The sequence below is a fragment of the Ramlibacter sp. PS4R-6 genome (assembly GCF_037572775.1).
Lineage (GTDB): Bacteria > Pseudomonadota > Gammaproteobacteria > Burkholderiales > Burkholderiaceae_C > Ramlibacter.
This window is the reverse complement of the sequence record NZ_JBBHKA010000001.1, coordinates 632494-646343: the sequence shown is the minus strand read 5'-3', so window position 1 is coordinate 646343 and position 13850 is coordinate 632494. Positions and strand designations below refer to the sequence as shown.

Annotated in this window: 15 protein-coding genes; 5 read left to right on the top strand and 10 right to left on the bottom strand. The window is 68.9% G+C overall.

The window, feature by feature from the left end; all coding sequences use genetic code 11:
* Positions 1-102 precede the first annotated feature (102 nt).
* The gene (gene alr / locus WG903_RS03205; RefSeq protein WP_340072762.1) at positions 103-1200 is read left to right on the top strand and encodes an alanine racemase; all 1098 of its coding nucleotides are present in this window, start codon (positions 103-105) and stop codon (positions 1198-1200) included.
* Here the strand turns inward: alr and WG903_RS03200 are convergent.
* From WG903_RS03200 to hpaR, 10 genes are read right to left on the bottom strand one after another with little or no spacing between them, the layout of a single operon-like run.
* The gene (locus tag WG903_RS03200; RefSeq protein WP_340072761.1) at positions 1197-2108 is read right to left on the bottom strand and encodes an EamA family transporter; all 912 of its coding nucleotides are present in this window, start codon (positions 2106-2108) and stop codon (positions 1197-1199) included. The genes alr and WG903_RS03200 overlap by 4 nt on opposite strands.
* Positions 2105-3166 (bottom strand): 3-deoxy-7-phosphoheptulonate synthase, encoded by a 1062-nt coding sequence (locus tag WG903_RS03195; protein ID WP_340072760.1) that lies wholly within the window; start codon positions 3164-3166, stop codon positions 2105-2107. The genes WG903_RS03200 and WG903_RS03195 overlap by 4 nt, the downstream gene beginning before the upstream one ends.
* Before the next feature lie 12 nt (positions 3167-3178).
* Positions 3179-4156 carry a 2-dehydropantoate 2-reductase gene (locus WG903_RS03190; RefSeq protein ID WP_340072759.1) on the bottom strand — a complete coding sequence of 326 codons (978 nt, stop codon included), beginning with the start codon at positions 4154-4156 and terminating at the stop codon, positions 3179-3181.
* Positions 4156-4923 (bottom strand): class II aldolase/adducin family protein, encoded by a 768-nt coding sequence (locus WG903_RS03185; RefSeq protein WP_340072758.1) that lies wholly within the window; start codon positions 4921-4923, stop codon positions 4156-4158. The genes WG903_RS03190 and WG903_RS03185 overlap by 1 nt, the downstream gene beginning before the upstream one ends.
* A gap of 11 nt (positions 4924-4934) precedes the next feature.
* On the bottom strand, positions 4935-5744 hold the full coding sequence (locus WG903_RS03180; protein ID WP_340072757.1) for an HpcH/HpaI aldolase family protein: 810 nt from the start codon (positions 5742-5744) through the stop codon (positions 4935-4937).
* Entirely contained in the window at positions 5741-6559 is an 819-nt protein-coding gene (hpaH, locus tag WG903_RS03175) for a 2-oxo-hept-4-ene-1,7-dioate hydratase (RefSeq protein WP_340072756.1), read from the bottom strand. The genes WG903_RS03180 and hpaH overlap by 4 nt, the downstream gene beginning before the upstream one ends.
* The gene (locus tag WG903_RS03170) at positions 6556-6960 is read right to left on the bottom strand and encodes a 5-carboxymethyl-2-hydroxymuconate isomerase (protein ID WP_340072755.1); all 405 of its coding nucleotides are present in this window, start codon (positions 6958-6960) and stop codon (positions 6556-6558) included. Before WG903_RS03170 ends, hpaH begins: the two co-directional genes overlap by 4 nt.
* Before the next feature lie 2 nt (positions 6961-6962).
* Positions 6963-7835, bottom strand: coding sequence for a 3,4-dihydroxyphenylacetate 2,3-dioxygenase (hpaD, locus tag WG903_RS03165; protein WP_340072754.1), 873 nt, complete (start codon positions 7833-7835; stop codon positions 6963-6965).
* A gap of 1 nt (position 7836) precedes the next feature.
* Positions 7837-9294, bottom strand: coding sequence for a 5-carboxymethyl-2-hydroxymuconate semialdehyde dehydrogenase (hpaE, locus tag WG903_RS03160; RefSeq protein WP_340072753.1), 1458 nt, complete (start codon positions 9292-9294; stop codon positions 7837-7839).
* Positions 9295-9302: 8 nt separating this feature from the next.
* Positions 9303-9749: a homoprotocatechuate degradation operon regulator HpaR gene (gene hpaR / locus WG903_RS03155; protein ID WP_340072752.1), complete on the bottom strand. Its 447-nt coding sequence runs from the start codon at positions 9747-9749 to the stop codon at positions 9303-9305.
* A gap of 65 nt (positions 9750-9814) precedes the next feature.
* On the opposite strand from hpaR, the gene WG903_RS03150 reads away from it, so the two are divergent.
* From WG903_RS03150 to WG903_RS03135, 4 genes are read left to right on the top strand one after another with little or no spacing between them, the layout of a single operon-like run.
* Entirely contained in the window at positions 9815-10594 is a 780-nt protein-coding gene (locus tag WG903_RS03150) for an SDR family oxidoreductase (RefSeq protein WP_340072751.1), read from the top strand.
* Positions 10595-10623: 29 nt separating this feature from the next.
* The gene (locus tag WG903_RS03145; RefSeq protein ID WP_340072750.1) at positions 10624-11970 is read left to right on the top strand and encodes a M48 family metallopeptidase; all 1347 of its coding nucleotides are present in this window, start codon (positions 10624-10626) and stop codon (positions 11968-11970) included.
* An 8-nt stretch (positions 11971-11978) separates the two neighbouring features.
* Positions 11979-13352: a DNA repair protein RadA gene (gene radA, locus WG903_RS03140; RefSeq protein ID WP_340072749.1), complete on the top strand. Its 1374-nt coding sequence runs from the start codon at positions 11979-11981 to the stop codon at positions 13350-13352.
* 56 nt (positions 13353-13408) lie between these two features.
* Complete coding sequence (locus WG903_RS03135) at positions 13409-13831, top strand: glycerate kinase (protein WP_340072748.1); 423 nt, start codon at positions 13409-13411, stop codon at positions 13829-13831.
* The last annotated feature ends 19 nt before the right edge of the window (positions 13832-13850 follow it).

Below are 13850 nucleotides of genomic sequence, written 5' to 3'. Positions count from 1 at the left end.
GGGTGTGTGCGCATCAGCCGGCCTGATGGGCGGCGATTCTTGTGGCTGTCTCCAAGCGACAGGGGGTTATATCACGCGGTGTAGTGCCAAAATTCGAAGGCCATGCCCCGCCCGATCAGCGCCACCATCCACCCCGCGGCCCTGCGCCACAACCTGGTGCGCCTGCGCCGCGCCGCCGGCGACGCGAAGGTGTGGGCCGTGGTCAAGGCCAATGCCTACGGCCACGGCATCGAGCGCGTGTACGAGGCGATGCGCGGCGCCGACGGCTTCGCGCTGCTGGACCTGCAGGAGGCCGAACGCGTGCGGGCGCTGGGCTGGCGCGGCCCCATCCTGCTGCTCGAAGGCGTGTTCGAGGCGCGCGACCTGGAGCTGTGCTCGCGCCTGAACCTGTGGCACACGGTGCACTGCGACGAGCAGATCGACATGCTGGCCGTGCACAAGACGCACGCGCCGCACAAGGTGTTCCTCAAGATGAACTCGGGCATGAACCGCCTGGGCTTCGCGCCGCAGCGTTACCGCTCCGCGTGGACGCGGCTGGATGCCCTGCCGCAGGTCGACGAGATCGGCCTCATGACGCACTTCTCCGATGCCGACGGCGACAAGGGCGTCGCCGAGCAGGTGCGCGTGTTCGCCGAGGTCACGCGCGACCTGCCCGGCGAGCGCACGCTGGCCAACAGCGCGGCGGCGCTGCGCTTCGGCTCCGACGCGGCGGTGCGCGGCGACTGGATCCGCCCCGGCATCGCGGCGTACGGCAGCGCGCCGGACTACCCGGTGAACGACATCGCGCACTGGGACCTGCAGCCGGCCATGACGCTGTCGTCGAAGCTGATCGGGGTGCAGGAACTCAAGGCCGGCGACACCGTGGGCTATGGCTCGACCTACACCGCCGATGCGCCGATCCGCATCGGCATCGTCGCGTGCGGTTATGCCGATGGCTACCCGCGCCATTGCAGCACCGGCACGCCCATCCTCGTCGACGGCGTGCGCACGCGCCTCGTCGCGCGGGTCAGCATGGACATGCTCACCGTCGACCTCACGCTCGTGCCGCAGGCCCGGATCGGCAGCGAGGTCACGCTGTGGGGGCGCGCGGCCAACGGCGCGGTGCTGGCGATCGACGAGCCGGCCAAGGCCGGCGGCACGCTCGGCTATGAATTGATGTGCGCGCTGGCGCCGCGCGTGCCGACGAGCGTCGACGGCTAGCGCTTGCGCATCCCCAGCGCCATCACGGCGCCCACCACGATCAGCGCGCCCACGACCTGCACCGGCGCGATCGACTGGCCCAGGACCAGCCACGCCAGCACCAGCGCGAACACCGGTTCGACGTTCATGATCGCCGAGTTGCCCACCACGCCCAGGCGCGGCAGCACGGTGAACATGATGGTGAAGGCGGTGCCGTAGAGGAAGGTCAGCGCCGCCAGCCCGCCCCAGCCGGCCGGCGCCGTGGGCAGGTGGAAGCCGCCTTGCACGGCGACGCTCGCCAGCGCGACGAGGCCGGCCATGCACATGGTGGTGGCGGTGCGCACGCGGCCGTCGACGTCGCCGGCTTCGTGCTGCGTGATCACCAGCGCCAGCGCGAAGGTGCCGGCCGCCGCCAGCGCGAAGCCGACGCCCGCGCCGATGCGCGCCCACTGGCCCGCGGCGCCCAGTCCCGAGGCCGCGCCCAGCACGTCGAGCGCCAGCGCCAGGCCGAACAGGATCACCGGCATCGCGATGAGCATCGCGCGCTCGGGCTTGTGGCCGTAGACCACGCGCGACCAGAAGGCCGCCCAGATCGGGTAGGTGTTGAACGCCAGCAGCGCCAGCGCGACCGGCAAGCGCGCCACCGCCGAATACAGGCACAGGCTCTGCACGCCGATCAGCAGGCCGATGACGGGCAGCATGCGCTTGTGGCGCGGCGTGAACGTGAAGCGCACGCGCTGCGCCGCGATGATCGCGAGCAGCACCAGCGCGGTCACGCCGCTGCGGAAGACGACGGCGGTCGCGACGTCGGCGCCGTGGTTGAAGGCGATGCGCGCCGCCACGTGGTTGGCGCCCATCATCAACGCGATCAGCAGCAGCGTCGCGAACGCGGCGCCGCTGATCGCCTTGGTAGCCGTGCCGCCGGTCATGCCGCGCGCCGGCTGCGCACCGCGTGCGCGAGGCCGTCGAGCACCGCCACCGTGGCGTCCCAGCCGATGCACGCGTCGGTCACGCTCTGGCCGTAGCGCAGACCCTGGCGGCCGTCGGTGATGTCCTGGCGGCCTTCGACGAGGTGGCTTTCCAGCAGCACGCCGGCGATGGGGCCCGGGCCCTTCGCCACCTGCCGCGCCAAGTCGGCCGCGACTTCGGGCTGGCGCCGCCAGTCCTTCGAGCTGTTGCCGTGGCTGCAGTCGACGAGCAGGCGCGGCGGCAGGCCCGCCTCCTGCAGCGCCGTCGCCGCGCGCGTGACGCTCGCTTCGTCGTAGTTGGGGCCCGTCGACGCACCGCGCAGCACGAGGTGCGTGTCCGGGTTGCCGGTGGTGGTGACGACGATGGCGCGCCCGTCCAGCGAGATGGAGGGAAAGCGGTGCGGCTGGGCCGCGACGTGGATGGCGTCGATGGCGACTTGCACGCTGCCGTTGGTGGCGTTCTTGAACCCGAGCGGCGCTGACAGCGCCGACGCCATCTGCCGGTGCAAGGGGCTTTCGACCGTGCGCGCGCCGATGGCGCCCCAGGACAGCAGCTCGGCGTAGTACTGCGGCGTCGCGAGATCCAGGATCTCGGACGCGGCCGGCACTTCGAGGCGCGCGCACTCGATCAGGATGCGGCGCGCCGCGCGCAGCCCCGCGCCGATGTCGCCTTCGCCATCGAGCGTCGGGTCGTAGATGAGGCCCTTCCAGCCCATGCGCGTGCGCGGTTTCTCGAAGTACACGCGCATCACCGGGAAGATCGCGTCGCCGAGGCGCTGCGCCTGGGCCAGCAGCCGCTGCGCATACTCGATCGCCGATTCCGGCTCGTGGATGGAGCAGGGCCCGACGATCACCAGCAGCCGGTCGTCGTCGCCGCGCAGGATGCGTCGCACGGTCTGGCGCGCGTGCGCGATGAAGTCGGCGTGCGCATCGGTGCAAGGCAGGGCGGCGCGCAACTGCCGGGGCGTTGGCAGCGCGTCCTCGCGCGCGATGTGGACGTCGGAGATGCGGGCCGTCATGACCCGTCCAGCTTAATACAGCCCGCGCACGCGAGCGTGCAGCCGTGCCAGGCCGAGCAGCGCGTCGGTGAACGGCGTAGGCACGGCCGTGAGCTGGCCGAGTTCCCTTACCACGGTCACGATCGCGTCGAGCTCGACGCTCTTGCCGGCTTCCACGTCCTGCAGCATGGAGGTGCGGAAGGCGCCGAGCTTGCGCGTGACCTGGTGGCGGTCCTCGGGCATCTGCTCGATGGGCACGCCGATGCGCGCGCCGATCTCCTTGGCCTCCAGCATCACGCGGCTGGTGAACTCGCGCACCAGGTCGTCGGCGAGGATGCGGTCGGTCGTCGCACCCGTGATCGCGCTCACGGGGTTGGTCGACATGTTGCCCCACAGCTTGTACCAGCTGTCCTTCTGGATCTGCGCGGAAACGGTGGCGTCGAAGCCCGCTTTCGCCAGCAGCGCGGCCAGCTCGCGCACGCGCGGCGACTCGCCGCCGGCGGGTTCGCCGACGATCAGCCCGTTGCCGAAATGGTGCTTGACGACGCCCGGCGATTCGACCGAGCAGCTGGCGTGCACGACGCAGCCGACCACGTGCCGCGCGGGAATGGCGCGGGCGATCGTGCCCTCGGGATCGACCGCTTTCAGGCGCGTGCCGGCGAAAGCGCCGCCGAAGCTTTCGAAGAACCACCAGGGCACGCCGTTCATGGCGGTGAGGACGACGGTTTCCGGCCCGAGCAGCGGGCCGATGCTCATCGCCACGTCGGGCATCGCCTGCGACTTCACCGCGATGACGACGAGGTCCTGTAGGCCCAGGCTCGACGGCGAAGCGCTGGTGCGCACGCGCGCTGCGAGCGTCTCGCCGGCGATCTTCAATTGCAGCCCGTGCTGCTCGAGCGCCTGCAGCGTCGCGCCGCGGGCGACCACGCTCACGTCGCAGCCCGCGCGCGCCAGCCGCACGCCCAGCCAGCCGCCGATGGCGCCGGCCCCGTAGATGCAGATCTTCTTCATCAGTTCCTGTAGCTGGTGTCGGTCCGGTCGATGCGCCGCACCAGCGCGTCGAAGACATCCTGCCCGCCGCCGAAGCGCTGGTCCCACTGGAAGGAGTCGGAGGTCGTCTTGATCGCGACTGCCTCGGGCACCGGGATCGCCGGGCCGAGGGCCGCCTGCGCCACCTGGATCTCGCACGCCCGCTGCAGCGTCCACAGGGTCACGAAGGCGAGCGGCACCGTGCGGCCCCAGGTGAGCAGGCCGTGGTTGCGCAGGATCACCGCCGGCTTGTCGCCGATGGCCTTCAGCAGGCGCGGCGCCTCCTCGGCGTGCACCGTGATGCCTTCGAAGTCGTGGTAGGCCACCATGCCGTGCAACTGCGCGGAATAAAAATTGTTCTGCGCCAGGCCGCCTTCGGTGCACGCCACCGCGAGGCCCGTCGTGGTGTGCGTGTGCATCACGCAATGCGCCTCGGGGATGTGCTGGTGGATCGCGGAATGCACCGTGAACCCCGCCGGGTTGACCGGCCACGGGTTGTCGTCGAGCTTGTTGCCCTCCGTGTCGATCTTCACCAGGTTGCTGGCCGTCACTTCGCTGTAGTGCAGGCCGAAGGGATTGATCAGGAAGTGCTTGCGCCCGCCGGTGACGCTGTCGGGCAGGCGCACCGTGATGTGGTTGTAGATCATCTCCGTCCAGCCCAGCAGGTCGAAGATGCGGTAGCAGGCCGCGAGCTGCACGCGCGCGGCCCATTCGTCGGGGTGTATGCGGGTCTTGAGGACGGCGTTCATGTGCACGGCTCCTAGTAGTTCTGCGGCTTGCCGCTGGTGGGAGTGGCGCCCTTGAAGGCCGCGACGAGCGCGGTCGTGCCTTTCACCATCAGGTTGCTGTCGGTGCCCACGGCGATGAAATTCGCGCCCATCGCGACGTGTTCCTTCGCGCGCTTCTCGTCCAGCGTCAGGATGCCCACCGCCTTGCCGGCCTTCTGGATGCGTTTGAACGACTCGGCGATGATCTTTTCCATCTCCGGATGCCAGGGGTCGCCGACGTGGCCGAAAGAAGCCGACAGGTCCGACGGGCCGATGAAGACGCCGTCGACGCCATCGACCGCGGCGATCTCGTCGAGGTTCTCGATGCCTTCGCGCGTTTCGGCCTGCACCAGCAGGCAGACCTCGCGGTTGGCCTCCTTCGCGTAGTTCGCGTTGCGGCCCCAGCCCGACGCGCGCGCGCCCGCCATCCCGCGGATGCCTTCCGGCGGGTAGCGCATGCAGCGCACCAGTTCGCGCGCCTGCTCGGCCGTGTCCACCATCGGCACCAGCAGCGTCTGGATGCCGATGTCCAGGTACTGCTTGATCAGCGCCTGGCCCACGAAACCGTGGCCCATGGGCAGGCGCGCGATCGTGTTCACGCCGGGGTAGCCGGCGATCACCTGCGCCTGCTGCAGGAGGTTCATGGGGTCGTTGGGCGTGTGCTCCGCGTCGAGCAACAGCCAGTCGAATCCGGCGGCTGCGCACACCTCGGTGCTCAACGGCCCCAGCAGGCTGACCCACAGCCCGTACTGCGTGCGCTTCTCGGCGATCGCCTTCTTGAATGCGTTGACCGGTGTCTTCATCGTTGTCCTTCCTGGACGAAGCGGAACTCGAAACGCCCGAGCGGGCCGTAGTCGGCGTCGAAGGCGTCGCCGGCCTTCGCGGCCACGGGCCGCGTGAACGACCCGGCCAGCACGATCTCGCCGGGCTGCAGGCCCTCGCCCCAGGGCGCGAGCTTCTTCGCCAGCCATGCTACGCCGATCGCCGGGTGGCCTTGCACGCCGGCGGCCAGGCCGGTCTCCTCCACGATGCCGTTGCAGCGCAGGATGGCGCCGCACCAGGGCAGGTCGAGCTCGCGCGGGTGCAGCTTGCGCCCGCCGATCACGATGCCGGCGTTGGCGGCGTTGTCGCTGATGGTGTCCTGCACCTTGCGCGGCGCCTTGGTGGTGCGGTCGAACTGCTCGATGCGCGCGTCGATGATCTCGATGGCGGGCGTGACGTACTCGGTGGCGGCGATCACGTCCTCGACGCCGACGTGCTCGCCTTCGAGCCGGCGCTTGAGGACGAAGGCGAGCTCCACCTCGACGCGCGGCGCGATGAAGCGCCCGATGGGGATGTCGCCCGGCGCGAACAACATGTCGTCGAGCAGCGTGCCGTAGTCGGGCTCGTCGATCTGGCTGGACAACTGCATGGCGCGCGAGGTCAGGCCGATCTTGTGGCCGATGGGCTTGCGGCCTTCGGCAACCTTCAAGGCGACCCAGGCCCGCGAGACGGCATAGCCGTCCTCGATGGCCATGCCGGGAAAGCGCTTGGAGAAATGCTCCACCTGCACGCGCGTGCGTTCGCTCTCGTGCAGTTCGCGCGCGAGCGCCTGGACCTGTTCTTGGGTGAAGCTCATTTGTTGAACAGTGGATGGAGGGTGCTGTGCTTGGCGTCGTAGACCTGGCCGGGGCTTTCGTCCACCTGCACGGTGATGCCGATGAGGTTCTGGTCGAACACCTGCGCGAAATGCTTCTTGACCACCTCCAGCAAGGTGTCACCGGCCTTCTGCTTCACCGCATCGCTGCGCCCCGTGCCCATGCGCACGTTCACGTACACGAACGCGTAGTCGCCCTTGCCGTCGGCCACCGCGTAGTGCGCGGCCGGATAGGCCAGGACGCGCGTGCCGCCGGTGGGGAACACCTGCTTGCCCGCTTCATCGAGCACCGTGAGCATCGCGTCGGCGAGCGACCGGCATAGCCCACCCATGTCCGTCATGGCATCGACGTTGGGCGTGTAGAGGATGACGCAGTGGGGCATAACTAATTGGGGTCAGATTCCAATTTCGTGACGGGAAAGATCGCATTGATCTGCCCCGTGCCCGAGCTGCCGAAGTAGGGCGTGACGACTTCGACGGGCGAGGCGTACTTGTCCCAGCCCAGTGCGCCGAGCAGCATCGCCGTGTCGTGCATGTCGCCTTCGCCCCAGCACTTGTCGGCGTACATCGGCAGCATGCCGACGAAGGTCTTGAAGTCGCCCTGCTTCCACAGCTCGACGACGCGGTGGTCGACTTGTTCGAGGAAGGGGTCGTACACCTTGTGCATGAACTCCGGCGCGCGGCCGTTGTCGGCGAAGTGGTGCGACAGCGAGCCGCTCGCGAAGATCGCCACCGTGCCGTCGTAGTCCTGCTCGATGGCGTGCCGCACCGCCAGGCCGAAGCGGCCGCTTTCCTGCAGGTCGTGCCAGTCGCACCACCCGCTGATGCTCACCACCTTGTAGTGCTGGTCGGCGTTCATGTAGCGCATGGGCACCAGCGTGCCGTACTCCAGGTCCAGCGTGGTGTCCGAGTGCGCGCGGCTCTTCACGCCCATCGCGTTGGCCTTGGCGGCGATCGCATGGCCCAGCGCCGGGTTGCCCGGGTAGGCGTACGGCATGTTCTTGATGAAGTGCGGCAGCTCGTTGCTGGTGTACACGCCCTCGAACTTCGGCGCGCAGTTGATGTGGTATTCGCTGTTCACCTGCCAGTGCACGTCGAACACCACGATGGTGTCCACGCCGAGCGCGCGGCAGCGACGGTCGATCTCCTTGTGGCCGCTGATCGCCGCCTCGCGGCAGCCAAAGTTCGGGCCGGGGAACTCCGACAGGTACATCGACGGCACGTGCGTGATCTTGGCGGCGAGTGCAAGTGTTCCCATGTCATGCCCCCCAATGCGGGATGTGGTGCGAACCCAGCGACACCGCCACGTTCTTCGGCTCCAGGAACACCTCGTAGCTCCAGGTGCCGCCTTCGCGCCCCACGCCCGATGCCTTGGTGCCGCCGAAGGGCTGGCGCAGGTCGCGCACGTTCTGGCTGTTGACGAAGCACATGCCGGCCTCGATCGCCGCCGCCACGCGCAATGCACGCCCCGCGTTCTCCGTGAACACATAGCTCGACAAGCCGTAGGGAATGTCGTTGGCGATGCAGATCGCGTCCGCTTCATCCTCGAAGGGGATCAGGCAGGCCACCGGCCCGAAGATCTCGTCCTGCGCGATCTTCATGGCGTTGTCGACATCGGCGAACACCGTGGGCATCACGTAGTTGCCCTTCTTCACGCGGTCGGGCACCAGCGGCGCATCGAGCCCGCCGCACAGGAGCGTCGCACCTTCCTTGGGGCCCAGTTCGATGTAGCTGCGCACCTTCGCCAGGTGCCCCTGCGACACCATCGGCCCGAGGATGGTGCTCTCGTCCAGCGGGTCGCCGATGGCGAGCTTCTTGGCGCGCGCCACGAACTTCTGCGCGAAGTCGGCGTAGACGGACTTCTGCACCAGGATGCGCGAGCCCGCGGTGCAGCGCTCGCCGTTGTTCGAGAAGATCATGAACACGGCGGCATCGAGCGCGCGCTCGAGGTTCGCGTCGTCGAAGACGACGAAGGGCGACTTGCCACCCAGTTCCATCGAAAACTTCTTCAGGCCCGCTTCCTTGACGATGCGGTTGCCGGTGGCGGTCGAACCCGTGAAGGAGATCGCGCGGACATCGGGATGGCGCACCAGCGGCTCGCCCGCCTGCTTGCCGAAACCGTGCACGATGTTCAGCACGCCGGGCGGGATGCCGGCTTCCAGCGCCAGCTCGCCCAGCCGAGCCGCGGTCATCGGCGACAGCTCGCTCATCTTCAGCACGGCCGTGTTGCCGAACGCGAGGCAGGGCGCGACCTTCCACGTCGCCGTCATGAAAGGCACGTTCCACGGCGAGACCAAGGCGCAGACGCCCACCGGGTGGAAGAGTGTGTAGTTCAGGTGCGTGTCGGTCGGGTAGGTGTGCCCGTCCACGCGCACGCACATCTCGGCGAAGTAATTGAAGTTGTCGGCGGCGCGCGGGATCAGCTGCTTGCCGGTCTGCGCGATCGGTTGGCCGGTGTCGTCGGTTTCCGTCTGCGCCAGCTGCGGCACGTTGGCGGCGATCAGGTCGCCCAGGCGGCGCATCAGCCTGGCGCGTTGGGGCGCCGGCAGGCCGGCCCATTTGGGGAAGGCGTCTTTGGCGGCCAGCACGGCGGCGTTGACTTCCGCCTCGCCGCCCGAGGCGACTTCCGCCAGCACGTCCTGCGTGGCGGGGTTCACCGTTTCGAAATAGTCGTGGCCGGTGACGGGCTTGCCGTTGATGAGGTGGTCGATGCGCATGTGGGCGTTCAATCGTCGGGCGAAGCGCCTTCCAGCGCAATCACCCGGTCCAGGAGGTCGTACAGCTGGGCCAGGCGCGCCTTGCCCAGCGACTTTTCCATCCAGGCGTAGTGCGCCTCGACGGTGTGGGAGAGCTTGTCGACCAGGCGCTTGCCCTTGGCGGTGGCCTGGACCACGGTGCGGCGCTGGTCCGCCGGGTCGCGCTCGCGCCGGATGAGCCCGTCGCGCTCCATGCGCGTGAGCACGCCGGTCAGGCTGGGGCCGAGGATGAAGGCCTCGCGGGCGACCCGGCCGGTTTCCACCGTGCCGTGCTCGCCCAGCACGCGCAGCACGCGCCACTGCTGGTCCGACAGGCCGTGCACGCGCAGGCTGGGACGCGTGTTGGTCATGACCGCCTCCCGCGCCTGCAGCAGCAGGCGCGGAAGGTTGCGGTGCTTGAATGCGGTGGTAGCCATGGCGCGCCGGATTAGTTAATATATTAAATGATTGGCGGCGGCGCCGCAAAGCTGGAGATTTCCACATGGACCTGCACATCGCCGGCCGCAAGGCCATCGTCTGCGCCTCCTCGCAGGGGCTGGGCCGCGCCTGCGCCACCTCGCTGGCGCGCGAAGGCGTGAAGGTGTTCATCAACGGCCGCGACGCCGCCAAGCTCGCTGCCACCGCGCAGGAGATCGCGGCGGAAACCGGCGGCGAGGTGGTGCCGGTGGCCGCGGACATCACGACCGACGCCGGCCGCGCGGCGCTCGTCGCCGCCTGCCCCGACGCCGACATCCTGGTGACCAACAACGCCGGGCCCACACCGGGCAAGTTCGAGGACTGGGACCACGACGCCTACATCGCGGTGTTCGAGCAGAACTTCCTGCCGGCCGCGCTCCTGATCCGCGCGTTGCTGCCCGGCATGCGCCAGCGCCGGTTTGGCCGCATCGTGAACATCACGTCGGCCATGGTGAAGTCGCCGCGCGCCCACCAGGGCCTGTCGACGGCCGCCCGCACCGCGCTCACGGCCCTGAGCAAGGCCATCTCCACCGAGGCGGTGGTCGACAACGTGACGATCAACAACCTGCTGCCCGAGCGCATCGACTCGCCGCGCCAGCAGTACCTGATCGAGCGGCAGGCCAAGCTGGATGGCATCCCGGTGGAGGCCGCGCGGCAGAAGCTCACCGACACCATCGCCGCCAAACGTTTCGGCCGGCCCGAGGAGTTCGCCGACATGTGCGCCTACCTGTGCTCGGAGCAGGCGTCTTTCATCTGCGGGCAAAACATCCAGCTGGATGGCGGCTCGTACCGCGGCATCGTCTAAAGTCGCGCCCCAGGAGAAAGGGGCATCCCATGAAGAAGCTCATCGCAGCGGCGTTCGCGCTGCTGCTCGCATTCGCGTGCACGGTGCACGCGGCGGACAACGCGCCGGCGGCGCCGGACAACAAGCAGTTCGTCATCAAGCCCATCGACGACGCGTGGCGCGCGGCGCTGCCGCGCGATGCCGAGGCGGCGACGCAGGCCTTCATGGACCGCCTGCCGAAGGAGACGGTCGAGCGCGCCAACAACTACTTCGAGGGCGGCTACTGGCTGCTGCTGTGGAACCTGGTGCTGGGCCTGGCCATCACATGGGTGCTGTTGGCCGGCGGCCGTTCGGCGCGTTTTCGCGACTGGGCCTACCGCAAGGCCAGGCGGCCGTTCCTCGCCGACGCCATCTTCGCGATGGGTTACTGGCTGGCGGCCTGGGTGCTGAGCGCGCCGCTGGCCATCTACCAGAACTTCATCCGCGAACACCAGTACGGCATGGCCACGCAGGGATTCGGCGCGTGGTTCGGCGAGCAATTGATTGCCCTGGCGATCGGGATCGTCGTGTCGGCCATCCTCGTGCCGCCGCTCTTCGCCTTCATCCGCAAGTTGGCCGACCGCTGGTGGCTGGCGGCGACCGGCCTCGTGCTGGCCTTCCAGGTGCTGGCGATGGTGGTCGCGCCGGTGTGGATCGAGCCGCTCTTCAACACCTACAAGCCCGTCACCGACCCCGTGATCAAGGCCTCCGTGCTGGCGATGGCGCACGCCAACGGCGTTCCGGCCAACGACATCTACGAGGTCGACGCGTCGCGCCAGACCACGCGCGTGAGCGCCAATGTCTCCGGCGGCTTCGGCAACGCGCAGATCCGCCTGAACGACAACCTGCTGCGCAAGTCGTCGCTGGGCGAGATCCGCTCCGTCATGGGCCACGAGCTCGGGCACTACGTCATGAACCACCAGTACAAGTTCCTCGTGATGCTGGCGTTCCTCTTCATGGTCGGCTTCGCGTTCACGCAATGGGGCACGCGCGCGGCCCTGCGGCGCTGGGGCGAAGGCTGGGGCCTGAAAGGCGAGGGCGACGTCGCCGCGCTGCCGCTGCTGGCGGCGGTGGTCTCCGTCTTCTTCTTCGTCGCCACGCCCGTGACCAACACGCTCATCCGCGTGCAGGAGATCGAGGCCGACCGCTTCGCGCTGAACCTGGCGCAGGAGCCGATCGCCGAAGCCGAGGTGGACCTGAAGCTCACCGAATACCGCAAGCCCGACCCGGGCCCGATCGAGGAATTCCTGTTTTTCGACCACCCGAGCACGCGCTTCCGCGTGCACGATGCCATGCGCTGGCGCGAAGCGATGCGCAAGGACGCCCCTGACAAGCCGTGGTCAGCGGCGAAGCCATAAACTGGCGCGTGGCGAAAGACAAGACAACCTATTCCTGCACCGAGTGCGGCGGCACCAGCGCCAAGTGGCTGGGCAAGTGCCCCCACTGCGAGGCCTGGAACACCTTGATCGAGACGGTGCCCGAGCAGGCCTCGCCCGGGCGCAACCGCTTCGCGTCGCTGGCCAAGCCATCCGAGGTAGCGGTGCTCTCCGAGATCGAGGCCAGCGAGGTCGAGCGCACGCCCACCGGCATCGGTGAACTCGACCGCGTGCTCGGCGGCGGCATCGTCGAAGGCGGCGTGGTGCTGATCGGCGGCGACCCGGGCATCGGCAAGTCCACGCTGTTGCTGCAGGCGCTGGACAACCTCCAGCGGGCGAACGTCCCCACGCTCTACGTCACCGGCGAGGAGAGCGCGGCGCAGGTGGCGCTGCGCTCGCGGCGCCTGGGCCTGGACAACTCGCAGGTCCGGGTGCTGGCGGAAATCCAGCTCGAGAAGATCCTCGCGACCATCGCGGCGACGCAACCCGCCATCGCCGTCATCGACTCGATCCAGACGGTGTATTCCGACCAGCTCACTTCGGCGCCCGGTTCGGTGGCGCAGGTGCGCGAGTGCGCGGCGCACCTCACGCGCGCCGCCAAGGCTGGCGGCACGGCCGTCGTGCTGGTGGGCCACGTCACCAAGGAAGGGGCGCTCGCCGGCCCGCGCGTGCTCGAGCACATGGTCGACACGGTGCTGTACTTCGAGGGCGACACGCATTCGAGCTTCCGCCTGGTGCGCGCGATCAAGAACCGCTTCGGCGCCGTCAACGAGATCGGCGTGTTCGCGATGACCGAGAAGGGCCTGAAAGGTGTCGCCAATCCCAGCGCCATCTTCCTGTCGCAGCACGACGAGCCCGTGCCGGGCAGTTGCGTGCTGGTCACGTTGGAAGGCACGCGCCCGATGCTGGTGGAAATCCAGGCGCTGGTGGACAGCGGCGGGCCGAGCCCGCGCCGCCTCTCGGTGGGCCTGGACCGCGACCGGCTGGCCATGCTGCTGGCCGTGCTGCACCGGCACGCGGGCGTGGCGTGCATGGACCAGGACGTGTTCGTCAACGCCGTGGGCGGCGTGCGCATCAGCGAGCCGGCGGCGGACCTCGCGGTGATGCTGGCCATCACGTCCAGCCTGCGCGGCCGGCCGCTGCCGCGCGGCTTCATCGCCTTTGGCGAGGTCGGGCTGGCGGGCGAGGTGCGGCCCGCGCCGCGCGGCCAGGAGCGCCTGCGCGAAGCCGCCAAGCTCGGCTTTTCGGTGGCCATCGTGCCCAAGGCCAATGCGCCGCGGAAGGGCTCGAAGGACATCGAGGGACTCACCATCCATGCGGTGGACCGCATCGAGGAAGCGCTCGAGGTCGTCCGGGGCCTGTGAGGCATAAGCACTAGCCACAGTGCGGGCGCGTTGCGCGCCATCGCACAATCGCGCCCATGGACTTCCAGAAGATCGTTCTGCCCATCCTGGGCGCGGTGCTCGTCGCCATCGGCTGGCGCATCGCGGGCTGGGGCGGCGTCGCGCTGGCCGTCGGCGCCATGGTGATGTACCTGCTGCTGCACTTCAACCGCATGATGGCCGTGCTGCAAAAAGCCGCCAACCGTCCCAAGGGCTACGTCGGCAGCGCCGTGATGCTCAACGCCAAGCTCAAGCCGGGCGTGAACATGCTGCACGTGATGGCGCTGACGAACTCGCTGGGCGAGCCGCTGTCGCCGCAGGGCCAGCAGCCCGAGGTCTTCCGCTGGACCGACGGGACGGGCTCGCACGTCACCTGCGATTTCGCCAATGGCCGCCTCGTCAAGTGGGACCTGTACCGCCCGCCCGCGGAGGAAGACGCGCCGGCCGCTCCCGCGCCGTAAAATCCCCGGTTCCCACAGA